The following is a 24,203-nucleotide window of genomic DNA, read 5'->3' on the forward strand; positions in this document are numbered from 1 at the left end:
CGCTTCAACTCCCGCCGGTCAACGAACGTTCCCGTGTCGCCGCCCTCAAGGCCGCGAGATCTACCTTGGCGGCGATCTTGTCAAGCGTAACCGGCAGGCGCTGGCGCCAGTTCGGATGCTCATCGATCGTGCCGGGAATGTTGGGCTGGTCGATCACGCCGAGCAGATCCTCCAGCGACACCGCCAGAAGACGCGACGGCGCCCGCGACAGGAAGGCGAGCACCGAATAGAGATCGTTGGCGTTGATGCCGTTCTGGCGCAGGATCGCGTCGAGCGCGCCGAGCGCATCCCAGCGCGCCTGGTCGTCCTCGCCGGGATCGAGCCCGAGCGAGCGCTTCATCTTGAGATCGCTGAAGGAGCGCCAGCCGGCATAGGTACAGAGATCATGCGTGTTCAGCGTGACCAGCGCATTGGGCCGGTAATGGTCGGCGCTGCGGAAATGGCCCGCATCGTCGCGCTCGAACATCATGACGAGGTAGGACCAGATGCCGAAATCCTGCATCGTCTCGCGGAAACCTTCCGGAACGGTGCCGAGGTCCTCGCCGATCACGATGCATTTGTGGGCTGCGCTCTCGCGCACCACGGCGCCAAGCAGCGCCTCGAACGGCATCTGCACATAGGCGCCGTTGTCGGGCTTGAAGCCGCGCGGCACGAGATACAGCCGCTTCAGGCCCAGCACATGGTCGAGCCGGATGGCGCCGGCATGGCGCATCGACGCCGCCAGCATGTTCGCGAACGGCACGAAAGACTGCGCTTCGAGACCACCGGCATTGAAGCCGGCAAGGCCCCAATCCTGGCCGACGGTATTGAGCACGTCGGGCGGTGCGCCGACGGCGAGATGGCGCGAAATCGCCATCTGCTCGTTCCAGGCATCGAAGCCGTTGGACTGCACGCCGACGGCGACGTCGAGGTAGAGCCCGACGCGCATGCCAAGCTGGCCGGCCAGCTCCTTGGCGGCATGCAATTGGCTGTCGGCCGTCCATTGCACGAATTCGACGAACTCGACCTCGCGCCTGTCGGGACCGCTGCGGAGCTCGGCGCATTTGGCTTCATCCGGCTGCTGCCACTCCGGCGGCCACTCCCACCATGGCCGGGTGAAGCGATGGCGCAGCACCTCGAAGCAGGCAAAGCGGGACAATAGCGGTGCGCGGTCGGCGCGGAACGCGTCGAACTGGTTGCGGCGGACTCCGGTCGCACTCTTCACAAAACTGTCGAAGGCGGCGCGCAGGCCCCGCCATTTCAGCGCCGCCATGTCCGCATAGGGCACACGATCGCCTTCACGCAGCCGCGCCGCGGTCGCAGCCGCGTCGGGGACGAGGTCGGCGGAAAATTCCGGGATCGCCTCGACGTCGATATAGAGCGGGTTGAGAAACAGCCGGCTGTTCGGCGAATAGGGGCTGCAATCGGCCGGCTGATCATCGAACAGGACGTGCAACGGGTTGAGCCCGACGCCGTCGGCGCCCAGCTGCCTGGCGAGCCGGACGAGGCCGGCAAGATCGGTGAAATCGCCGATGCCCCAATTGCGGTCCGAGCGGACGCTGTAGAGCTGCACGGCAAGCAGCCAGCCGCGATCGAATTCGCCGCCGAAGGCGCGTTCGGGCGCCACGATCATCGGCACCTCTTCCGCGACACCCTTGGCATCGGTCAGCGTCAACCGGTGATAACCGAGCGGCAGGCCGGCGGGCCAGGCGATCACGGGCTCGCGCGTCTCGCCTTGCGCGATCACATTGCCGTTTGCGCTCAATTTCCACTGTAGCGGCGGCGTGCCGATCGTCGCCAATTCGGTGCGCGGATGTCCCAGGGCGCGCACCACCACCGGCCCGCTGACGAAGCGGTAGACCCGCTTCTCCGGCAGGGCGTCGAGGATGGATTTGAGCGCCTCGGGCGCGGTGACCCGCAGCTTTCCGAGGGCGTCGACGAATTCGGACTGAACGCCCTTGATCCGGGCTTGAGCTAAAAGATCCATTCGGCACGCAGCTTGCAAGCCACCCTGTTGTCGGGGGCATCGATTTTAACGAGGCGGTGGAAGACCTTAGTCAAGGGTAACTCGCAAACTGCACCGGTCGTTCCCAAGGGAACTAATGACACAGAACCGGCTTTCTATATAGGTACCAAGCGTAGGTTCCCGACAAGGGAAACGGGCTCCTGCTTTCTTGTCAATGGCATCACCGTGAACAAGACAATTCAAACTGTCGAGAGTGCCGCAGCCGGCAGCGCTTTCCTCATCGAAGACATCTATCCCTTGATCGATGGCGGCCGCTTCGCCGTGAAGCGGATCGCCGGCGAACGGGTCGAGGTCTGGGCCGACATCTATCGCGACGGCGACGGAGTGATCGGAGCCGCGCTGATCTGGCACGGTGAGCAGGACCGGGAATGGCGGAGCGAGCCGATGATCCATCACGGCAATGACCGCTGGTCCGGCGCGTTCACACCGGTTGATCCCGGCCAATATGTCTATGCGATCGAAGCCTGGACCGACGAGTTCGCCACCTGGTCCCGCGGGGTCGCACGCAAGCGGCGCGCCGGCGCGGACGTCAGCCTCGATGCGATCGAGGGCGCCGGCCTCCTGACCAAGGCGCATGGCGCGCGGCAGGACGCCACGACGGTCATCATGAAGCAATGCGAGGATTATCTTCAAACCGGCGATATCGGCTCGCTGCTTGCAGCCGATCTCGGCGCGGCCATGGCTGACAGCCAGTCGCGGCCCGACCTGACCCGCTCGCAGAACTTCCCGCTGGTCGTCGACCGCGACAAGGCGCGCTTCGGCGCGTGGTATCAGATGATGCCGCGCAGCCAGAGCCAGATCCCCGGCCGGCATGGCACGCTTCGTGACTGCATCGCGCGCGTGCCTGACATCGCCGCGATGGGCTTTGACGTGCTCTACTTCACGCCCATCCACCCGATCGGCCACACCCGCCGCAAGGGCCGCAACAATGCGCCGGTGGCAACCGAAGGCGATCCCGGCTCGCCCTATGCGATCGGCACCGCCGCGGGCGGGCACGATGCACTGCATCCCGAGCTCGGCACGATCGAGGATTTCCGCGCGCTGGTCGCGACGTGCCTCGAATACGGCCTCGAACTCGCGCTCGACTTCGCCGTGCAATGCTCGCCGGACCATCCCTGGCTGACCCAGCATCCGGAATGGTTCAAATGGCGGCCGGATCGCTCGGTACGGACGGCGGAGAGTCCCTATCCGGACATCGTCAACCCCGATTTCTCCTCCGTCGACAGGGCCGGGCTGTGGAACGCGTTTCGCGATGCCATGCTGTTCTGGATCGACCAGGGCGTCACCATCTTCGCCATCGACAATCACGACACCGCGCCGCTTGCGTTCTGGGACTGGCTGATCGCTGACATCCGCCGCCGCCATCCCGGGGTGATCCTGTTCTCCAAGACCTTCGCGAAGCCGAAGCTGATGAAGGGCCTCGCCAAGCTCGGCTTCGCGCAGTCCTTCAGCTATTTCCCGTGGCGCACGGAAAAGTGGGAGCTGGAGCAATATTTTTGCGAGCTGACGCGCTATCCCGAGCGCGACTTCTATCGCCCGAACCTGTTCGTGAGCACGCCCGACCTGCTGCCCTATCATCTCCAGGGCGGCGAGCCCTGGGCGTTCAAGTCGCGCGTCGCGCTGGCGGCGACGCTGTCCGGCAGTTATGGCATCTACAGCGGGTACGAGCTGCTGGAGCACGACGCGATTCCCGGCCGCGAAGAGTATCTCGATTCCGAGAAATACCAGATCAAGCAGCGTGACTGGGATCGGCCCGACAACATCAAGGCCTACATCGCCGCGCTCAATCGCATCCGCAATGATCACGCCGCACTTCAGCAAACGCAGAACTTGCGCTTCCTCGGCATCGAGGATGGCGAGACGATCGCCTTTGCCAAGGAGGCGGCCGATCCGTCCGATACCGTCGTCGCGGTCATCGCCCTGACGCGCCGTGAGCGCGAATTCTGGTTGCCGCTCGGCGACCTCACCATCGACGGCGGCGGCGCACGCCGCCACGTCACCGCACTGGAAAATCTCATCACCGGCGAACAGTCCCGCATCGAATGGGGCGGGATCAAATTGCGTATCGATCCCGACCGCGATCCGGCGTTGCTGTTCCGCTGCCTGGCGTAAGGATCACGCCATGAATGTTTTATCTTCCGTCGACACCAAGAAAGCCGAGGCTGCCGAGATCGTGGATGAGCTCTGGTACAAGGACGCCATTATCTACCAGCTCCATGTCAAGGCGTTTGCCGACAGCAACCAGGACGGCATCGGCGACTTCGCCGGCCTGACCGAGAAGCTGCCTTACCTCCAGGAGCTCGGCGTCACCGCGCTGTGGCTGCTGCCGTTCTATCCGTCGCCCGGCCGCGACGACGGCTACGACATCGCCGACTACGGCTCGGTCAATCCCGATTTCGGGACGATGAAGGATTTCAAGCGCTTCATCCAGGAAGCACAGAAGCGCGGCCTGCGCGTCATCACCGAGCTCGTCGTCAACCACACCTCGGACCAGCACAACTGGTTCAAGCGCGCGCGCCGCAGCCATCCGGGCTCGAGCGCCCGCAACTGGTATGTCTGGAGCGACACCGACCAGAAATACCAGGGCACGCGCATCATCTTCACTGACACCGAGAAGTCGAACTGGACCTGGGATCCCGAGGCCGGCGCCTTTTATTGGCACCGCTTCTTCTCGCACCAGCCGGACCTCAATTTCGACAATCCGCGCGTGGTCAGCGCGCTGATCCAGGTGATGAAGCGCTGGCTGGACGCGGGCGTCGACGGCTTCCGGCTCGACGCCATTCCCTATCTCTGCGAGCGCGACGGCACCAACAACGAGAACCTCCCCGAGACGCATGCCATCATCAAGCGCCTGCGTCAGGAGCTCGACGCCTACTCCAAGGGCAAGCTGCTGCTGGCCGAGGCCAATCAATGGCCCGAGGACGTGCAGGAATATTTCGGCCGTGGCGACGAGTGCCACATGGCCTACCACTTCCCGCTGATGCCGCGCATCTACATGGCGATCGCGCAGGAGGATCGCTTCCCGATCACCGACATTCTGCGCCAGACGCCGGACATTCCCGCAAGCTGCCAATGGGCGCTGTTCCTGCGCAACCATGACGAGCTGACGCTGGAGATGGTCACCGACGTCGAGCGCGATTATCTCTGGACCACCTACGCCAACGATCCACGCGCCCGCATCAATGTCGGCATCCGCCGGCGCCTCGCGCCGCTGATGGACAATGACCGCCGCAAGATCGAGCTGATGAACTCGCTGCTGCTGTCCTTCCCCGGCACGCCGATCATCTACTACGGCGACGAGATCGGCATGGGCGACAACATCTATCTCGGTGACCGCAACGGCGTGCGCACGCCGATGCAGTGGAGCCCGGACCGCAATGGCGGCTTCTCGCGCTGCGACCCGGCGCGCCTCTACGCGCCGCTGATCATGGATCCCGTCTACGGCTACGAATCGGTCAACGTGGAGGCGCAGTCGCGCAGCCTGTCCTCGCTGCTCAGCGCGACCAAGCGCCTGATCTCGGTGCGCAAGTCGACGCTCGCCTTCGGCCGCGGCACCATGACCTTCATCCGGCCGGCCAACCGCGCGGTGCTCGCCTATGTCAGGCAATACGGCGACGAGGTGATCCTCTGCGTGGCCAACCTCTCGCGCGCCGCGCAGGCGACGGAGCTCGACCTGTCGCCATGGAAGGACCGCATCCCGCAGGAGATGCTCGGCCGAACGCGCTTCCCGCCGGTCGGCGAGCTGCCCTACATGATCACGCTGGGGCCTTACGGCTTCTACTGGTTCCAACTCGCCGAGCGCGACAAGTCCGAGCCGGTGACGCCGCGCGCGGTGCCGGAATTCGAGACGCTGGTGGTGCCGGTCAATTCGAATTGGGTGTCGCTGGCGCGCGAGCGCGGCGTGTTCGAGCGCGACGTGCTGCCGGGCTTCCTGGCGCGCACGCGCTGGTATCCCGAGCACAATCCCAAGCACATCCAGGCCACGTTGACCTCGGCGGTACCGTTCAGCGACATCGGCGACAACAGGCCGTGGATCGCATTCTTCGAGACCACGCAGGACGACGTGACCACGCGCTATGTGTTGCCAATGCAGATCGAGTGGGTCCGCTTCGACCGCGAACGCTTCAATCCGAAGGCGCTCGCCGCCGTGCGCCAGGGCGCGCGAGAGGGCACGTTGCTTGACGTCGCAACCGAGCAGATCTTCATCGGACTTCTCCTGCGGGGCCTGTCGCAGAACCTGGTGGTCGACGAGAACAATCTGCGGCTGGAGTTCAAAGCCACCAACCGGTTCGCCGATTACGTCATCAAGGAGCCGGGACGCATCCGCGCCATCGAGCAGTCGAACAGCATCGCGCTGGTCGACAACCAGTATGTCGCCAAGATCTATCGCCAGCTCGAAAGCGGCATCAATCCCGAGATCGAGATTGGCTCCTACCTCACCGACGTCGCGCATTTTGCCAATACGCCGGCGCTGCTCGGCAGCGTCGAGCTGGTCGAAGGCAATCGAAGCAGCGCGGTCGGCGTGCTGCACGCCTATGTCGAGAACCAGGGCGACGGCTGGGCGGTCACCACGGGTTATCTCGACCGCTATATCGACGAGCAGCGGGTGCTGCCACCGGGCGAGATGCTTCGCGAAACCCAGGAGCAGGCGCCCTATCTGCACTTCATGGCGCAGATCGGACGGCGGCTGGCCGAGCTGCATGCGGCTCTCGCCGCCGCAAAGCCCGACGATCTCGCGCCGGAGCCGATCGGCTCCGCGCAGGTCGAGCGCTGGGCATCCGGGCTCAAGGCACGGGCCGAGCGGATCTTCGAACGGCTGGCCGACAGCCGCGACGGTCTGCGCGAGGCCGATCGGCCGTTGATCGACCAGCTCGTCGCGGTGCGCGCGACCCTGCCCGACCACCTCGATGCGCTCTTGCCATCCGACATCGGCGGGTTGAACATCCGTCATCATGGCGACTTCCGCCTCGGGCAAATTCTGATCGTGAAGGACGATATCTTCATCATCGACTTCGACGGTGACCCGCGTCTGCCGCTGGCCGACAGGCGGCGCAAGGCGCCGGCCGCACGCGACGTCGCCGGCCTGATCCGCTCGATTGAGCTTTCGGTCAACACCGCGCTCAGTCGCGCGCTCACGGGCGCAGCCGACGAGCAGGACCGGCTCGCGACCGCACTCGGCGAATGGCGCGAACGCGCCGCCGCGACGTTCCTCAACGCCTACCGCGAAACCATGACCGATCGCCGGCTGTGGCCGGATGATCGGCAATCCGCGGAAGGCCTGTTAAGGTTTTTCCTGCTTGATCAAGGTTTCGACGAAGTAGAGTACGAGCTGTCCCACCGGCCGGAGGGACTCCGCGCGGCGCTGACCGGACTGCTTCGCATTCTGTCCAATGAGAGCGAAGCCCATGCCTAAACTGCCAGCCGAGGCCTACGCGATCATCGAGGGGCGCCATTCCGACCCCTTCCATTATCTCGGGTTGCATCCCGAGGGCGGCAAGAGCGTGGTGCGCGCGTTCCTCCCCGAGGCCTCCAATGTCGAGGCGGTGGGCGAACATGGCGAGGTGGCGAAGCTCGACCGCGTCCACGATTCAGGCCTGTTCATCGGCGCCCTGCCGAACGGCTCGAAGCGCTACCAGCTGCGCGCCAAGTTCGGCGACAACGTCGTCGAGTTCGAGGACGCCTATCGTTTCCCGCCGATCCTGACCGACTTCGATCTGTATCTGCTCGGCGAAGGCACCCATCAGCGACTCTATGACAAGCTCGGCGCGCATCCGATGCGGCTCGAAGGCATCGACGGCATCGCATTCGTCGTGCTGGCGCCGAATGCGCGGCGCGTGTCCGTGGTCGGCGATTTCAATTTCTGGGACGCGCGGCGCCATCCCATGCGGGTGCGCGGTGCCGGTTACTGGGAATTGTTCATCCCGCACGCCAAGGGCGGCGATCACTACAAGTTCGACATCGTCGGGCCGCACGGCCACCAGTTGCCGCTGAAGTCCGATCCCATGGCCTTTGCGAGCGAGGTGCGGCCGAAGACGGCGTCCATCGTGTTCGACGAGGCGCATCTGCCGCGGCCGCGCCCGGCGCCGGACGGCATCAACGCGCTCTCGGCGCCGATGTCGATCTACGAGGTCCATCTCGGCTCCTGGCGGCGCAAGAACGGCGACGAATGGCTCACCTATCGCGAACTCGCCGAGCAGCTGCCGGCCTATGCGCGCGACATGGGCTTCACTCATCTCGAATTCCTGCCCGTCAGCGAGCATCCGTTCGACGGCTCCTGGGGCTATCAGCCGACCGGCCTCTACGCGCCGACCAGCCGCTTCGGCACGCCCGAGGATTTTGCCGCGCTGATTGACGCCTGCCATCGCGAGGGCGTCGGCGTGCTGCTCGACTGGGTGCCCGGCCACTTCCCGGACGATCCGCACGGGCTTGGCAGCTTTGACGGCACCTCGCTCTATGAGCACGCCAATCCACTGCAGGGCCGCCACCTCGACTGGGGTACGCTGATCTACAATTACGGCCGCACCGAAGTGACGAACTTTCTGGTGTCGAACGCGCTGTTCTGGCTCGAGCGTTACGCGATCGACGGGCTGCGCGTCGATGCGGTGGCGTCCATGCTCTATCTCGACTACAGCCGCCCGCCCGGCGCCTGGATTCCGAACCAGTATGGCGGCCGCGAGAACATCGAGGCGATCAACTTCCTGCGCCGCTTCAACACCGAATTGTTCGCGCGTTTCCCGCAGGCGACCACGGCCGCCGAGGAATCCACCGCCTGGCCGCAGGTCTCGCGCCCGGTCGAATTCGGCGGGCTCGGCTTCGGCTACAAGTGGAACATGGGCTGGATGCACGACACGCTGAACTACATCAGCAAGGATCCCATTCACCGCAAGCATCATCACGGCGAGATCCTGTTCGGCCTGCACTACGCTTTCTCGGAGAACTTCATTCTGCCGCTGTCACATGACGAGGTCGTGCACGGCAAGCGTTCGATCCTGGGCCGTATGCCCGGCGACGAATGGCAGCGCTTTGCGAATTTGCGCGCCTATTACAGTTTTATGTTCGGCCATCCCGGCAAGAAGCTGCTGTTCATGGGCGCGGAGCTCGCGCAAAGCCGCGAATGGAATCACGACCAGTCGCTCGACTGGCACCTGCTCGAGTACAAATACCATTCCGGCATCCAGTCGCTGATCCGCGACCTCAACCGGCTCTATCGCGCGGTGCCGGCGCTGCACCAGATGGATTGCGAACAGGCCGGCTTCGAATGGGTGATCACGGACGACGCCAACCGAAACGTGTTCGCCTGGCTGCGCAAGGGCTTTGACGAGCACGCGCGATGCCTCGTGATCGTCAACTTCTCGCCCAACGTCTATCGCAACTACCGCGTTCGCGTGCCCTTTGCCGGCAAGTGGAAAGAGGTGTTCAATTCGGACTCCGACCATTATGGCGGCACCAATGTCGGGAACATCGGCGAGGTCAATGCCGTTGACGGCAAGGCCCCCGAGCTGCGCCTCACCATTCCGCCACTCGCCGCGATCTTCCTCGTTCCGGAAAGCTGACCGATGCGCCTGACCGCCGGATCGCCCGCACGCCTCGGTGCAAGCTGGGACGGACGCGGCACCAATTTCGCGTTGTTCTCCGCCAACGCGCAGAAGGTCGAGCTGTGCCTGTTCGACACGCAGGGCCGGCGCGAGCTGGAGCGTGTCGAGCTGCCGGAGCGCACCGAGGACGTCTGGCACGGCTATCTCAACGACGTCTCGCCGGGCCAGCTCTACGGTTATCGCGTGCACGGCCCCTACGAGCCCGAGCACGGCCACCGCTTCAACGCCAACAAGCTGCTACTCGATCCCTACGCCAAGCGGCTCGCCGGACGGCTGGTCTGGAGCGATGCGCATTTCGCCTATCGCACCGGCTCGCCGCGCGAGGATCTCTCCTTCGACCGGCGCGACAACGCGCGCGGCATGCCCAAGGCCGTCGTCGTCGACGAGACCTTCAACTGGGGCCGTCGCGAGATCCGGCCCAACATCCCCTGGGAAGACACCATCATCTACGAGGCCCACGTCAAGGGCCTGACGCAGAAGCGCGACGACGTGCCGCCGAACTTGCGCGGCACCTATGGCGGGCTGTCGTCGCCGGCGATGATCGAACATTTGAAGACGCTCGGCGTCACCACCGTCGAGCTCCTTCCGATCCACAGCTTCATCGACGACCGCATCCTGGTCGAGAAGAAGCTCGCCAACTACTGGGGCTACAACACGCTGTCCTTCTTCGCGCCCGAGCCGCGCTATGCCCAGGACAACGCGCTCGATTCCTTCCGCACCACGGTCGCGCGCCTGCACGATGCCGGCATCGAGGTGATGCTCGACGTCGTCTACAACCACACCGCCGAAGGCAATCACCTCGGCCCGACGCTGTGCTACCGCGGCATCGACAATGCCTCCTATTACTGGCTGAACCGCGAGAACCCGCGCTATTACGACGATTTCACCGGCTGCGGCTCGTCGGTGAACCTCACCCATCCGCGCGTGCTCCAGATGGTGATGGATTCGCTGCGCTACTGGGTCGAGGTCTGCCATGTCGACGGCTTCCGCTTCGACCTCGCCACCACGCTGGCGCGCGGACCGAACGGCTACGATCGCGGCATCTCGTTCCTGACGGCAGTCCGGCAGGACCCGGTGCTGGCGACGGTCAAGCTCGTTGCCGAACCCTGGGATCTCGGGCTCGGCGGCTACCAGGTCGGCGCATTCCCGTCGCAATGGTCGGAGTGGAACGATCGGTATCGCAGCGCCATGCGCCGCTACTGGAGCGGCGAAGGCAGCCTGATCGGCGACATCTCCAGCCGCATGACGGCCTCATCCGACCTGTTCAACCATGACGGACGGCGGCCGCGCGCCAGCATCAACCACATCACCGTGCATGACGGCTTCACGCTCGCCGACCTCTTCAGCTACAACGAGAAGCACAACGAGGCCAATGGCGAGGACAATCGCGACGGCTCCAACGACAACCACAGCAACAATTGCGGTGTCGAGGGTCCGACCGACGATCCGGACATCATCAGCCTGCGGCGGCAGCTTCGCAAGAACGTGCTGGCCTGCCTGATGCTGGCGCAGGGCGTTCCGCTGATCCTCGCCGGCGACGAGGTTGGCAATTCGCAGTCCGGCAACAACAACGCCTATTGCCAGGACAACGAGGTCGGCTGGGTCGGCTGGGACAATCTCGGCAAGGACGGCGATGACATGGTCGATTTCGTCGCCGGGCTCGCCGAAATCCGCCGCCGGTTCTCCCAGCTTCGCAGCCATCGCTGGCTCGACGGCCGCGCCAAGGATGGCATCTCCTACGGCGCGCTGTGGCTGACGCCCGCCGGCGACGAGATGACGGAGAGCGACTGGAATTTCCCGGAAGGGCGGTTCCTCTCCTATGTGATGGGGCCGATGGAACCGGGAAGCGCCGCGATCTTTATCGTACTGAACGCCGCCCCCGAAGAAATCGCATTCAAATTGCCCAAAATGACCGAATACAAGAGCTGGCAGCAGATCCTGAACACGACGGATGGCGGGCTGAACAGCGTTGATTTCCTGCCCGGAAGCGACAGCAAGGCGCCGCCGCGCTCCGTGCTCGCCTTCGCGGGGGCGCTATGAGGCCATCCTTCGGGGCGAGGCCGACCAAAGACGGCGTGTCGTTCCGGCTGTGGGCGCCCGGTGCGCGCCGGGTCGATCTCCTGCTCGACAGAAGGCACGCGATGCAGCGCCGGCAGGATGGCTGGTATGTCGCCGAGATTGCCGCCCTGCCCGTCGGCAGCCCCTACAAGTTCAGGATCGACGACGAGATCGACGTGCCCGATCCGGCCTCGGCCTTCCAGCCCGAGGATGTGTCCGGCCCGAGCGAGGTGATCGATCACGACGCCTGCGCGTGGCGCGCGCGCGATTGGCGCGGACGTCCCTGGGAAGAGACGGTGCTGATCGAGACCCATGTCGGCACCTTCACGCCTGAGGGCACCTACCGCGCCATGATCGACAAGCTCGATCATCTCGTTGCGACCGGCGTCACCGCGCTCGAATTGATGCCGCTGGCCGATTTCGCCGGCCGCCGCGGCTGGGGCTATGACGGCGTGCTGTGGTATGCGCCCGACAGCGCCTATGGCCGGCCCGAGGACCTCAAGACACTGATCGACGAGGCGCATCTGCGCGGGCTGATGGTGTTCCTCGACGTCGTCTACAATCATTTCGGACCGGAAGGGAATTATCTCGGCCGCTATGCGCCGGCCTTCTTCACCGATGCGCATACGCCGTGGGGCAGTGCGATCGATTACCGCGTGCCGCAGGTCCGGGCCTTCGCAGTCGAGAACGCGCTGTCCTGGCTCACCGACTACCGCTTCGACGGCCTGAGGCTGGACGCCGCCAACCACATCATGGCGATCCCCGGCGAGCAGTCGATGCTGCAGGACCTCAGCGCCGCCACCGGCGAACTCGCTAAGGCCACCGGGCGGCACATCCACCTGGTGCTGGAGAACGGCGACAACCGCGCCAGCCTGCTCGATGCCGCGCAGGATCCGCCCAACGGCAAATATCGCGGCCAGTGGAACGACGACTATCACCACGTCTGGCACGTGATGCTGACCGGCGAGCTCGCCGGCTACTACGCCGACTACCAGACGCCGCGCATGGATCTTGCGCGCGCACTTGCGTCGGGCTTCGTCTACCAGGGCGAGATCTCCGAATTCTGGGGCAAGAAGCCGCGCGGCGAGGCGAGCGGCGAGCTGCCGCCGTCGACCTTCGTCAACTTCCTGCAAAACCACGACCAGATCGGCAACCGCCCCCTGGGCGACCGGCTCGAGAGCCTGGCATCACCGCAGCAGATCGAAGCCGCGCTCGCGGTGACTTTGCTCGCACCGATGGTGCCGATGCTGTTTCAGGGCGAGGAATGGGGCTCGACCGTGCCCTTCCCGTTCTTTTGCGATTTCCAGGGCGGCCTTGCCGACGCCGTGCGCAAGGGCCGCAAGCAGGAATATGCCTGGGCCTACGAGAAATACGGCGACGACGTGCCGGACCCGCTCGATCCCGCAACGCTGCAATCGGCGGTTCTGGATTGGACCGGCCATACGCCGGAGCAGGACACCCGGCTCGCGCGGGTGCGGGACCTGCTCGCACTCCGCCGCAAGGAGATCGCGCCCCGACTGAAAAACGCGAGGTTCGGCGACGCCGCGGCGGCCGATAGCGGCCTGCTCACCGCGCATTGGCGCATGGGCGATGGCACGACGTTACGCCTCCTCGCCAATCTCTCGGACAAGGACATCGCACGGCCCGGCGACGCGACAGGCACGCCGATCTGGGGCGCTATCAACGGCGATCGGCTCCCGCCCTGGTCAGTGATCTGGCATCTCGGAGGTTAAAATGCCTCCTGCCATTCCTCTTGCGACCTATCGGCTTCAGCTCACCGCGGATTTCGACTTCGACAAGGCCGCCGCGGTCGTTCCCTATCTCAAGGCGCTGGGGATCACGCATCTCTACGCCTCGCCGGTGATGAAGGCGCGCAAGGGCTCGACCCACGGCTACGACACCGTCGATCACGGCCAGTTCAATCCCGAGCTCGGCGGGGAGACCGGCTTTGCGCGGCTGAGCGACGCCCTCGAGCAGCACGACCTCGGCCTCATCATCGATTTCGTGCCGAACCATGTCGGCGTGCATTTCGCCGACAATCCCTGGTGGCTCGACGTGCTGGAATGGGGGCAAGCCTCGCCGCACGCGGTTTCCTTCGACATCGACTGGGATCAACTGGCCTATCGCGCGCGTGGCGGCGTGCTGCTGCCGATCCTCGGCTCGCCCTATGGCGAGGCGCTGGAGCGCGGCGAGATCGAGCTGCAGTACGATCCCGACGAAGGCAGTTTCTCCGCCTGGTATTTCGAGCATCGCCTGCCGATCGCACCGGAGCGCTATGGCGAAATGCTGCGCATGATCGTGAAGGAAGCCGACGCCGCCGAGACCGACGCCGGCAAGCGCCTGCTCGCGCTCGCGGCCCGCTACACGGGGCTGCGCCGCCCCAACCGCAAGGAAGCGCCCGGCTTCAAGGCGGAGCTCAAGGAGATCGCAGGCAGCGCCGACATCATCGTACGTGGTCTCGCCGCCTATCGTTCCGCCAGGGATCGCCCGGCGCAGACGCTGGCGCTGCATCATCTGCTGGAGCGCCAGCACTACAAGCTCGGGCACTGGCGGCTTGCCTCCAGTGACATCAATTATCGCCGCTTCTTCGACGTCAACGGGCTCGCGGGCCTGCGCGTCGAGGACGCGAGCACGTTCGCCGCCACGCACCGGCTGGTGAAGCAGCTCATTGCCGACGGCAAGCTGCAAGGCATTCGCCTCGATCACATCGACGGCCTGCGCGATCCCGCACAATATTGCCAGCGGCTGCGCCGGCTGGTGCGCGACGCGCAAGGCAACACAAAGCCGTTCTATACCGTGATCGAGAAAATATTGTGCGAGCACGAGCGCCTGCCGCATTTTGCCGGCGTTCAGGGCACCACGGGCTATGAGTGGATGAACGTCATCACCCAGGTCCTGGTCGAGGCGAAAGGGCTGGACGCGCTGAACGAGACCTGGCGGCAGATCAGCAACCGCCCGCCGCGGCTGGCGCCTTACGTCAAGGAGGCCAAGCGGCGCGTGCTGGAGACGCTGCTGACCAGCGAATTCACCGTGCTCACGCGCCTGCTCGCGCGCATCGCCAACGGCCATTACTCAACCCGCGATTTCTCCGCCGACAGCCTGCGGCAGGCGCTCGAGCTCTATGTGCTGCACTTCCCGGTCTACCGCACCTACCTGACGCATAGCGGCCCGACTGCGCTCGACCGCAAGCTGATCGACGACACCATCGAACACGCCCGCGCGGAATGGTTCGCCGCGGACGAGGGCATTTTCGACTTCCTGCGCGACGCGCTGACCATGGACCTGCTCAAGCCCGGCCGTCCCCCGCACAGCGCCCCGCGGGTGCGCCGCTTCGCGCTGAAGGTGCAGCAGTTCACGGGACCGATGATGGCGAAGTCGCTGGAGGACACCGCGTTCTATCAATTCCACCGGCTGCTTGCCCTGAACGAGGTCGGCGGCGATCCCGCCAGCAACGGCCTCACGATACCTGCCTTCCACGAGGCCATGCGAGCGCGCGCCAAGGATTGGCCGCAAGGGATGACGGCGACCGCGACCCACGACACCAAGCGCGGCGAGGATGCCCGCGCGCGGATCGCTGCCCTGAGTGAAATTCCCGGCGAATGGACCAGTGCCGTGGCACGCTGGAAAGTCCTGAACGCGCCGCACATCGTGCTCAACGGCAATCTGCGGGCCCCCTCAGCGACGTTCGAATACATGCTCTACCAGACCCTGCTCGGCGCCTGGTCGCTGCAGGCGCCGGCCGATGCCGGCTTCGTCGAGCGCATCCAGGCCTATGCGCTGAAGGCGGCGCGCGAGGGCAAGGAGGAGACCAGCTGGCTCAACCCGCACGAGCCCTATGAGAACGGCGTCAAGAGCTTCATCGAGAAGATCCTCGACCCCGCGTTGTCCCGCGAATTCCTGGAGGCGCTGCAAACCCTGGCGCGTCGCGTCGCGCTGCTCGGCGCCTTGAATTCGCTGAGCCAGCTTACGCTCAAGGCGACACAGCCGGGCGTACCCGACTTCTACCAGGGCACCGAGTTCTGGGACATGTCGCTGGTCGATCCCGACAACCGCCGTCCCGTGGATTTTGCCGCGCGGCGCACGGCGCTGACGTCACTGGATGCGCCGGACTGGCACGGGCTGATCGAGACCTGGCCGGACGGCCAGCTCAAGCTGGCCTGGACGCGGCACCTGCTCAAACTCCGCAACGAGCTTTCCGACGTTTTCGCGCAGGGCGAGTATCAGCCGCTGGAGGTCCGCGGCGGGCATGCGGACCACGTCATTGCGTTTGCCCGCCGACACGGCCGCGCGGCTGCGATCGTCGTGGTCGGACGCCAATTTGCACCCTTCACGCAGGAAGGCCGACAATGGCCCGCGTTCGAGGATGTTGACGCGGCGGTCGACATCAACGGCTACACCGTGCCGGGCCTTGCGGGCCATGAATTACCGCTCGCGCAGGCTTTCCGTGATTTTCCTGCTGCCGTCATCGAAGCCCGCGCCGCCAGCGCTGCGAGACCGAGGCAACAGCGCGCGCGCAGCTGACGCCTACTTTCCCTCATCCTTGGTGAGCAGAAGCTGCCCGCGCTTGCGGATGGTCGCCTGCGCCATCTCGGCGAAACGCTGCAACAGCCACGGCAGCACCACCTCGACCTTGACGTGATCGTCGGCGACATCGACCTGACCGCTCGCGATCTGCCCGAGCGCGCGGATGCGAAAATTCATGCTGTCGCCGTTCCAGCGCTCCTCCTCGACCTGCATCACGGGAATGCTGGCTGCGGCGCGGCCAAGCCCGGTCTTGAGCCGGCGCACGGCTTCCTCGCGGCCGAGACGATGCGGAATGGAGACGACAAGCGGTGCTGACATGGCGCTGCCCTGCGGTGACTGATCCTCACATAATCATGCCGGCTGCACAGGCAAAGGTTCCATGCAAGTTGGACCCGTTCGCCGTGTTTCAATGGGGGAACTATAAAACCTGCGGCAAGTTGCCCTCGCACAAGGGACAGGTGCAACGACCCTTTCAACAAAGGGCTGGAGGAGACTCGCATGTCTATCGGTACGATTATTCTGATCATTTTGGTCATCGCCCTGCTCGGCGGCTTCAGCGGCATCGGCGGCGGCCCGTTCTACGGCACCGGCTATTACGGCGGCGGCGGACTCGGGCTCGTCATCGTTATTCTGCTGATCCTTCTGCTGCTGGGACGGATCTAGCGATATTCGCGATGCCGTAGGGTGGGCAAAGGCGCTCTTGCGCCGTGCCCACCTTCTCCCTCCCGCGAGAAAGTCGGTGGGCACGCTTGCGCTTTGCCCACCCTACGAGCGTAGCATCCGGAGCACGACCTACCGCTTCCCCGCCAGCTTCTTCATCGCCGGCTTGATCGACGCAGCCGCGTCTTCATAGCCTTCCCACGCCTTCGATCGCGTCAGCAGGCCCGGCACAGTCCGCACCGTGTACCGCTTCGGATCTAGATCACCCTTCACCTGCGCCCACGTCAGGGGCATCGACACGGTCGCGCCATCGCGCGCGCGGGGCGACAGCGGGGCTACCGCCGTCGACATGCGGTCGTTGCGCAAATAATCCAGGAATATCTTTCCGTTGCGCAGCTTCTTCGCCATGTTCAGCAGATAGCGCTCGGGATCGTCGTCGGCCATCCACTGGCAAACGCCTTGCGCGAACGCCTTGGCCTCCTTCCAGCTCACCTTGTCGCGCGCGCCGTGCAGCAGCGGCACCACCACGTGCAGGCCCTTGCCGCCGGTGGTCTTGCAAAAGCTTTCCATACCGACATCGGTGAGGCGCTGCCGCATCTCCCTGGCCGCGTCCACCACGTCGGCGAACTCGACATCCGGCGCCGGATCGAGATCGAACACCAGCCGGCCCGGCGTATCGTAGGCGTTCGGGGCACAATTCCAGGGATGCAACTCGACGCCGCCGATTTGCGCGACCGCGGCAAGCCCCTCGACACGATCGATCTGCAAATATGGCTTGCGATCGCCCGAGACTTTCGCGAGTTCAAGCAGGTTCGAGGTGCCCTGCATGGCATGGCGCTGGAAGAATTTTTCACCGCCGATGCCGTCTGGCGCACGCACGATCGAGCAGGGACGGCCCTTGATGTGCTCGATCATCCAGGACCCGACGGCCTCGAAGTAGCGCGCGAGATCGAGTTTTGTGACGCCCTCACCGTCACCGCCATCGGGCCAGAGCGCCTTGTCCGGCTTGGAGATCACGACACCCATCACCTCGGCGGTGCCCGAGTCTTTCCTGGCAGACTTCGGCGCGGCGCGCTTTCTTGGGGACGGTTTTGCCAATTTGGTATCGGCAGGCGTCTCCGCCTCGACCTCCTCGGCCGGCTTGTCCTGCCGCAGGCCCTTGAACGCGGCCTGGCGGATATTGCCGTCGGCGGTGAAGCCGGCAAACTCGATTTCGGCGACGAGCTCCGGCTTCAGCCAGTGGACGTCGCGCGTCTTCTTCGGGGCATTCTTGCCGCCGAAAGGACTCTCCTTGGCCTCCACGGCCTTCAGCGACGGCATGATGCGCTTGACCTTGTCGGCGCCGAAACCGGTACCGACCATGCCGACGAAGGCAAGATGATCGCCGCGATGCACGCCGGCCATCAGCGAGCGGAATTTTCCGTTGGTAGTCTTGTAGCCGCCGATCACGACCTCATGTCCGGCGCGACACTTCGCCTTGGTCCAGCTCTCCGTGCGTCCCGACCGGTACGGCGCGTCCAGCTTCTTCGAGACCACGCCTTCGAGCTCGAGCTTGCAGGCCGATTGCAGCACGGCATCGCCGCCGCTCTCGAAATGCTCGACATAGCGGACCTGGCCCGATCTCTTCCTGCGTGCTTCCAGCAGTTCCCTAAGGTGGTCCTTGCGCTCGCCGAGCGGCAGGCGCCGGTAATCGAGCCCCTCGGCAAACAGGAGGTCGAAGGCAAAGAAGATCAGGTCCTCGGTCTTGCTGTCCGACAGCGCGGCCTGGAGCGAGGAGAAATTCGGCGCTCCGTTGTGATCGAGCGCCACGATCTCACCGTCAATCATGACGTCGGGAAGCTCGCCCGCCTCTTTCGCGATCGCCGCGAACTTGTCGGTCCAGTCGAGGCCCTTGCGCGTCTTCAGCGTCGCCTCGCCGTCCTCGACGCGGAGCTGGACGCGATAGCCGTCGAACTTGATCTCGTGGCACCAGCCATCGCCGCCCGGCGGCCGCTCGACCGAGGTGCAGAGCTGCGGCGCGACGAAGTCCGGCATCTCCGAGACTTCTTTCGCATTTGTCGCGGTCGTCGCTTTCTTCCTTGCTCCCTTCCCGCCCTGCAACGCCGTGCGCGGCGCCGGCTTGACGGTGCGCCCTTTCGGCTCCTCGGCCCGGTTGGACTGCCAGACCGCATCGGCCTTGGTCTTGGCACCCTTCGTCAGCATGAACGGCTTTGGCGCGCGGCCCTTGCCATCGGCGATCTGATCCATCGCACGGCCGGACGCAACGGACTTGTCCTCGTCGAGAATGTCGTTGTCCGCACCCTCGCGGACATATTCATCACGATGCTTGATCAGGAGCCAATTGGTGCGCTTTCCGCCGGTGCGGTCGCTGCGCATGCGCACGAGCACCCAGCTTCCGTGCAGCTTGTCGCCATGCAGCGTGAACTTCAGATCGCCTTTCTTGAAGCCGCGCTCGGGATCCTCGGACTCCCAGGTGCCGCGATCCCAGAGCATGACCGTGCCGCCGCCATACTGCCCTTCCGGAATCGTACCTTCGAAATCGCCGTAGTCGAGCGGATGGTCCTCGACCTCGACCGCCAGCCGCTTGTCATGCGGATCGAGCGAGGGTCCCTTGGTCACCGCCCACGACTTGAACACTCCGTCGAACTCGAGCCGCAGGTCATAGTGCAGCCGCGTCGCATCGTGCTTCTGAATCACGAAGCGCCGCTGCTTCGAGGGCGCCACTGCCGTCTTGCCCGACGGCTCCGGGGTCTTCTCGAAATCACGCTTCTGTCGGTATGTGGAGAGTTTTCGCAGCACGACCGGTCCCGCATTCTCTAATCGCGTTGGAGCCTATCACGGCCGAAGTCCCACCCGGAACCAAAACCCGATGGGGTGGTTGGGGTTCCAAAATGCCTTGAAACACTGGAGAACGGAATGGCCCCGCGCGCCTATTGGAAGGGAACGTTAAAGCTCTCGCTGGTCAGTTGCCCGGTCGTGCTCTATCCGGCGACCACCGCGGCCGAGAAGACGCGGTTTCACATGATCAACCGCGAGACCGGAAACCGGCTCAAGCAGCAGATGGTGGACTCCGAGACCGGTGACGTGGTCGAGAGCGACCAGAAGGGACGCGGCTACGAGCTGCGCAAGGGCAAATATGTCGAGATCGAGCCGGAGGAGCTCGAGGTGGTCCAGATCGAGAGCAATCACACCATCGACATCGAGAGTTTCGTCCCGAGCGAGGAGATCGACCAGCGCTACCTCAACCACCCCTATTACGTCGCGCCCGACGGCAAGGCCGCGATCGACGCCTTTGCCGTGATCCGCGATGCCATGAAGGATCAGGATCGCGTCGCGCTCGCAAAAATCGTGCTCACCAATCGCGAGCACATCATCGCGATCAAGCCGCTCGGCAAGGGCCTGCTGGGCACCACGCTGCGCTTTCCTTATGAGCTGCGCGAGGAGGACCAGTTCTTCGACGATATCAAGAGCCCGAAGATCACCAAGGACATGGTCGAGCTCGCCGGCCATATCCTCCACACCAAGGCCTCGCATTTCGACCCCAGCAAGTTCAAGGACGAGTACGAGACCGCGCTGAAGGCACTGGTGAAGCGCAAGGCTAGCGGCAAGAAGATCGAGCTGCCGGAGCCGGAAGAGCGGCCGAGCAACGTCGTCAGCCTGATGGACGCGCTGAAGCAGAGCTTGAAGGGGCGCGGCGGGAAAAAGACGGCAGCGAAGTCGAACGCGCGACGGACGACGGGGCGGCGGCAGGCGGCGAAGAAGACACACAGGTCGACAGCGCGGCAGAGGAAGGCGGGGTGACTGTGGTTATCGTAGGATGGGTAGAGCGAAGCGAAACCCATCACACATCGGCGGGCGCGGAAGCATGATGGGTTTCGCTTCGCTCTACCCATCCTACGGTTCCGCGGGGAATTAATCCCCCGCCTTCAGCCGATACCCGATCCCCGTCTCCGTCAGCACATATTGCGGACGTTCCGGATCGGCCTCGATCTTCTGGCGGAGCTGGCGGACATAGACGCGCAGATATTGCGCGTCGGTCAGCTCGTCCCAGAGCTCCTTGAGCAGGAAACGGTGGGTGAGCACCTTGCCGGCGTGCTGCACCAGCACGCGCAGCAGGTCATATTCCTTCGGCGACAGCTTTATGTCGCGCTCGCCGAGCTTGACGATGCGGCGGACGAGATCAACCGAGAGATCACCGGTGCGGAATATCGGGCGTTCGCCCTGCACCTGAAGCTGATGGCGCAGCGCGGCGCGCAGGCGCGCCAACAGTTCGTCCATGCCGAACGGTTTGGTCAGATAATCGTCGGCGCCGAGATCGAGCGCCTGCACCTTGCCGGCCTCGTCGCCCCGGCTCGACAGCACCACGATCGGAACGCCCTCATTGCGCGCCCGAATGGTGCGCAGCAGTTCGTGACCCTGGATGTCGGGCAGGCCGAGATCGAGGATGATCAGCGCCGGCTCCTCGCCGAGCTTCTCCAGCGCGGTCTTGCCGTTCGGCGCTTCCAGGATCTCATATCCCTGCGTCGTCAGTCCCATCCGCAGCAATTTGCGGATCGGCGGCTCGTCGTCGATGACCAGAACCTTGATCGGGGCGGCGCTCATGCGGCGGTATCCAATGCGTGGGTCTGTACCGGAACGGGCAGACGGATGGTGAGAACGGCGCCACTGCGGTCGCCGCGGTTGGCGGCCGAGATCGTGCCCCGCATCGCCTCGACGAAGCCGCGGGAGATGGCGAGCCCCAGCCCGGTGCCGGGACGGACATGGTCGCCCTTCTGCACGCGGTAGAACTTGTCGAACACGCTCTCGAGCTCGTCGGGCGGAATGCCGCCGCCTTCGTCGGCGATCTGAAGCACAACATGATCCCGCTCGCGCTGGCTACGGATCGCGATCGTCGTGTCGGGCGGCGAATATTTTGCGGCGTTGTCGAGCAGGTTGAACAGCACCTGCTCGAACAGAACGGCATCGAGCTGAAGCATCGGCAGATCGGCGGCCAGCACCAGCTCCACTTTGTGCGCCGTCAATATCTTGCTTGCCCGCCTCAACGCACTGCCGACGATCTCGCCGAGATCGTGCAGCGCCGTGTTGGGCACGATGGCGCCGGATTCGAGCTTGGTCATGTCGAGCAGATTGGCGATGAAGCGGTTGAGACGCTCGGATTCGTCGATCACGGTAGCGAGCAGATCGCGCTTCTCGGTATCGGACAGTGCCCCGGCGAGATCGCGCATGGTCGAGGCCGCGCCGAGCACGGAGGCGAGCGGCGTCTTGAGGTCGTGCGAAATCGAGGTCAGCAGCGCCGAGCGCAGCCGCTCGGATTCGACCGTGCGTTTGACGCGGTCGACGTCCTCGACCAGCAACACGCGCTCGATTGCCAATGCGCCCTGGTCGACGAGTGCATCGAGCAGCCGGCGCTGGTCGGGGGTCAGCAGCGGCCCGGTACGATCATTGTCGATGCCGATGACGCCGATCGGACCGCGTCCGGTGCGCATCGGCAGGAACAACCGCTTGGCACCCGGCAACGTATCCGAGCCGCGGCCGGCGGGACGATCGTTGCTCCAGGCCCAATTGGCGGCGGCAAGATCGGCCTGATCGAGATCATCCTCGGGCGGATAGCCGGATTTCACCGTGAGCAGGCCTTCCTCCGGCAGCAGCAGCACCACGCGGACCTTCAGCATCAGCGCGATCTGATAGGCGGTCGCCCACAGCACGTCATCGAGCGTGCCGGTGCCGGCGAGCTTGCGGCTGAAAGCATAGAGCTGCTCGGTTGTCCGGATACGGCCGATCGCGGTGTCGGCCTGGGTCCGGACCCGCCCCGCGACATTCGACACCACGAACGCGATCAGCATGAAGAAGAAGAACGCCGCGACGTTGGTCGGATCAGTGATGGTGAAGGTATAGACCGGCGGCAGGAAGAAGAAATTGTAGGCGAACGACGAGACGACGCTCGCAAGCATCGACGGCCACAGCCCGTAGCGCACGGCAACCGTCACCACGGCGGTGAGGAACATCAGGTCGACGTTCTCGATGCCGAAATACGGCTTGATGGCCACGGCGGCAGCAAGGCCGAGCGCGGAAATCCCGAGCGCCTTGAGATAGGGCCGGGCATCGAACGGGTCCGATCGCGCAGCCGTCTGCACCGCCGTTTTCGGCGCCGGCTGGTCGACGAGTTCCTCGCCGGGGATGACATGGACGCTGATGTTGCCGGCGCGGCGCACCAGATCGTGCACGACCGATCCACGTGTCATCTCGAACCAGCGCGAGCGGGTCGACTTGCCGATCACGATCTGGGTGACGTTGTTGCCTTGCGCGAAATTGATGACGTCGTCGGCAATGCGCCGGCCGACGGCCGGAATGGTCAGCGCCTCGCCGCCGAGGGCCTCGGCGAGCCGCAGCGTGTCGGCAAGGCGATCGCGTTCCTCGTCCGACAATTGCAGGGATCGCCGTGTCTCGATCGAGACCGCGGTGAACGGCGCATGCAGCCGGTCGGCGAGCCGCTTCGTATAGCGCACCAGCCCGGCCGCGCGCGGATCCTCGCTGACACAGACCAGAATGCGCTCACCCGCGGCCCAGGGACCGGAGATGGCGTTGGCCTGCATGTGATTGAGAAGCTGCTCGTCGACGCGCTCGGCCGTTCGCCGCAGCGCAAGCTCGCGCAGCGCGGTCAGATTGCCCGGCGAGAAATAGTGGTCCAGGGCCCGCTCGGCTTGCCTGGGGACATAGACCTTGCCCTCCTTCAGCCGCTGGATCAGATCATCGGGCGTGAGGTCGATCAGCTCGATCGCGTCGGCACGGTCGAATACCGAATCCGGAACCGTCTCGCGCACCCGCACATGGGTGATCTGGGCGACGACGTCGTTCAGGCTCTCGATGTGCTGGATGTTGACGGCCGAATAGACGTCGATGCCGTGGGAGAGCAGCTCCTCGACGTCGAGATAGCGCTTGGGATGACGGCTGCCGGCCGCATTGGTGTGGGCGAGTTCGTCGACCAGAGCGATTTTCGGCCGCCGCGCGATCACGGCATCAAGGTCCATCTCCTCGACGATCTGGCCGCGGTAGTCGAGCCGCTTGCGCGGGATCACCTCGAGCCCGCGCACCAGCGCCTCGGTCTCGGCGCGGCCGTGGGTTTCGACGAAACCGACCACGACGTCGATGCCGGCCTTGCGCCTGGCGTGGGCGCTTAGCAGCATCTCGTAGGTCTTGCCGACGCCGGGGGCGGCGCCGACGAAGATCTTCAGCTTGCCGGTGACGCCCTCCTCCCGGCGCGCGGCCTCCAGCAGCGCCTCAGGCGACGGACGTTGTTCGGGATCGCGGCGCTCTCGGACCATTTTGCCAATATAATCATCGGGGCGCCGCGAGCCTAGACC

The 24,203-nt window shown here is 64.8% G+C and carries 13 protein-coding genes; 8 read left to right on the forward strand and 5 right to left on the reverse strand.

All coding sequences use genetic code 11. From position 1 onward, the window contains the following. Nucleotides 1-4: 4 nt before the first annotated feature. On the reverse strand, nt 5-1,966 hold the full coding sequence (gene malQ, locus NLM15_RS35960) for a 4-alpha-glucanotransferase (protein WP_254122647.1): 1,962 nt from the start codon (nt 1,964-1,966) through the stop codon (nt 5-7). A gap of 204 nt (nt 1,967-2,170) precedes the next feature. Between malQ and NLM15_RS35965 the strand changes: the two genes are divergently transcribed. The 6 genes from NLM15_RS35965 to treY are packed head-to-tail and all read left to right on the forward strand — an operon-like array spanning nt 2,171 to nt 16,179. Further along, nucleotides 2,171-4,117, forward strand: coding sequence for a maltotransferase domain-containing protein (locus NLM15_RS35965; RefSeq protein WP_254122648.1), 1,947 nt, complete (start codon nt 2,171-2,173; stop codon nt 4,115-4,117). 10 nt (nt 4,118-4,127) lie between these two features. Further along, nucleotides 4,128-7,418 (forward strand): maltose alpha-D-glucosyltransferase, encoded by a 3,291-nt coding sequence (treS, locus tag NLM15_RS35970; protein ID WP_254122649.1) that lies wholly within the window; start codon nt 4,128-4,130, stop codon nt 7,416-7,418. Next, nucleotides 7,411-9,558 carry a 1,4-alpha-glucan branching protein GlgB gene (gene glgB / locus NLM15_RS35975; RefSeq protein WP_254122650.1) on the forward strand — a complete coding sequence of 716 codons (2,148 nt, stop codon included), beginning with the start codon at nt 7,411-7,413 and terminating at the stop codon, nt 9,556-9,558. Before treS ends, glgB begins: the two co-directional genes overlap by 8 nt. 3 nt (nt 9,559-9,561) lie before the next feature. Further along, a complete protein-coding gene (gene glgX, locus NLM15_RS35980; RefSeq protein ID WP_254122651.1) occupies nt 9,562-11,640 on the forward strand; it encodes a glycogen debranching protein GlgX in 2,079 nt (692 codons plus the stop codon). Beyond that, on the forward strand, nt 11,637-13,391 hold the full coding sequence (gene treZ / locus NLM15_RS35985) for a malto-oligosyltrehalose trehalohydrolase (RefSeq protein WP_254122652.1): 1,755 nt from the start codon (nt 11,637-11,639) through the stop codon (nt 13,389-13,391). Before glgX ends, treZ begins: the two co-directional genes overlap by 4 nt. Nucleotide 13,392: 1 nt before the next feature. After that, on the forward strand, nt 13,393-16,179 hold the full coding sequence (gene treY, locus NLM15_RS35990; protein WP_254122653.1) for a malto-oligosyltrehalose synthase: 2,787 nt from the start codon (nt 13,393-13,395) through the stop codon (nt 16,177-16,179). Nucleotides 16,180-16,182: 3 nt separating this feature from the next. On the opposite strand, the gene NLM15_RS35995 is transcribed toward treY, so the two are convergent. Then, nucleotides 16,183-16,500: a polyhydroxyalkanoic acid system family protein gene (locus NLM15_RS35995; RefSeq protein WP_254122654.1), complete on the reverse strand. Its 318-nt coding sequence runs from the start codon at nt 16,498-16,500 to the stop codon at nt 16,183-16,185. Nucleotides 16,501-16,680: 180 nt separating this feature from the next. Between NLM15_RS35995 and NLM15_RS36000 the strand changes: the two genes are divergently transcribed. Next, nucleotides 16,681-16,845: a DUF3309 family protein gene (locus NLM15_RS36000; RefSeq protein WP_007595743.1), complete on the forward strand. Its 165-nt coding sequence runs from the start codon at nt 16,681-16,683 to the stop codon at nt 16,843-16,845. A gap of 129 nt (nt 16,846-16,974) precedes the next feature. On the opposite strand, the gene ligD is transcribed toward NLM15_RS36000, so the two are convergent. Then, nucleotides 16,975-19,641, reverse strand: coding sequence for a DNA ligase D (gene ligD / locus NLM15_RS36005; protein WP_254122655.1), 2,667 nt, complete (start codon nt 19,639-19,641; stop codon nt 16,975-16,977). Between the two features lie 117 nt (nt 19,642-19,758). Between ligD and NLM15_RS36010 the strand changes: the two genes are divergently transcribed. Beyond that, nucleotides 19,759-20,643, forward strand: coding sequence for a Ku protein (locus tag NLM15_RS36010; protein ID WP_254122656.1), 885 nt, complete (start codon nt 19,759-19,761; stop codon nt 20,641-20,643). 111 nt (nt 20,644-20,754) lie between these two features. Here NLM15_RS36010 and NLM15_RS36015 read toward each other — a convergent pair whose 3' ends face one another. Beyond that, nucleotides 20,755-21,444: a response regulator gene (locus NLM15_RS36015; protein ID WP_254122657.1), complete on the reverse strand. Its 690-nt coding sequence runs from the start codon at nt 21,442-21,444 to the stop codon at nt 20,755-20,757. Continuing rightward, nucleotides 21,441-24,164: a sensor histidine kinase KdpD gene (locus tag NLM15_RS36020; protein WP_254122658.1), complete on the reverse strand. Its 2,724-nt coding sequence runs from the start codon at nt 24,162-24,164 to the stop codon at nt 21,441-21,443. Before NLM15_RS36020 ends, NLM15_RS36015 begins: the two co-directional genes overlap by 4 nt. Between the last annotated feature and the right edge of the window lie 39 nt (nt 24,165-24,203).

The sequence above is a fragment of the Bradyrhizobium sp. CCGB20 genome (assembly GCF_024199855.1).
GTDB lineage: Bacteria > Pseudomonadota > Alphaproteobacteria > Rhizobiales > Xanthobacteraceae > Bradyrhizobium.

Coding starts and splice junctions, on each gene's coding strand:
- treY (WP_254122653.1), top strand. CDS start 13,393: ATGCCTCCTGCCATTCCTCTTGCGACCTATCGGCTTCAGCTCACCGCG.
- NLM15_RS35995 (WP_254122654.1), bottom strand. CDS start 16,500: ATGTCAGCACCGCTTGTCGTCTCCATTCCGCATCGTCTCGGCCGCGAG.
- glgX (WP_254122651.1), top strand. CDS start 9,562: ATGCGCCTGACCGCCGGATCGCCCGCACGCCTCGGTGCAAGCTGGGAC.
- NLM15_RS36015 (WP_254122657.1), bottom strand. CDS start 21,444: ATGAGCGCCGCCCCGATCAAGGTTCTGGTCATCGACGACGAGCCGCCG.
- NLM15_RS36010 (WP_254122656.1), top strand. CDS start 19,759: ATGGCCCCGCGCGCCTATTGGAAGGGAACGTTAAAGCTCTCGCTGGTC.
- treZ (WP_254122652.1), top strand. CDS start 11,637: ATGAGGCCATCCTTCGGGGCGAGGCCGACCAAAGACGGCGTGTCGTTC.
- malQ (WP_254122647.1), bottom strand. CDS start 1,966: ATGGATCTTTTAGCTCAAGCCCGGATCAAGGGCGTTCAGTCCGAATTC.
- NLM15_RS36020 (WP_254122658.1), bottom strand. CDS start 24,164: ATGGTCCGAGAGCGCCGCGATCCCGAACAACGTCCGTCGCCTGAGGCG.
- glgB (WP_254122650.1), top strand. CDS start 7,411: ATGCCTAAACTGCCAGCCGAGGCCTACGCGATCATCGAGGGGCGCCAT.
- treS (WP_254122649.1), top strand. CDS start 4,128: ATGAATGTTTTATCTTCCGTCGACACCAAGAAAGCCGAGGCTGCCGAG.
- NLM15_RS36000 (WP_007595743.1), top strand. CDS start 16,681: ATGTCTATCGGTACGATTATTCTGATCATTTTGGTCATCGCCCTGCTC.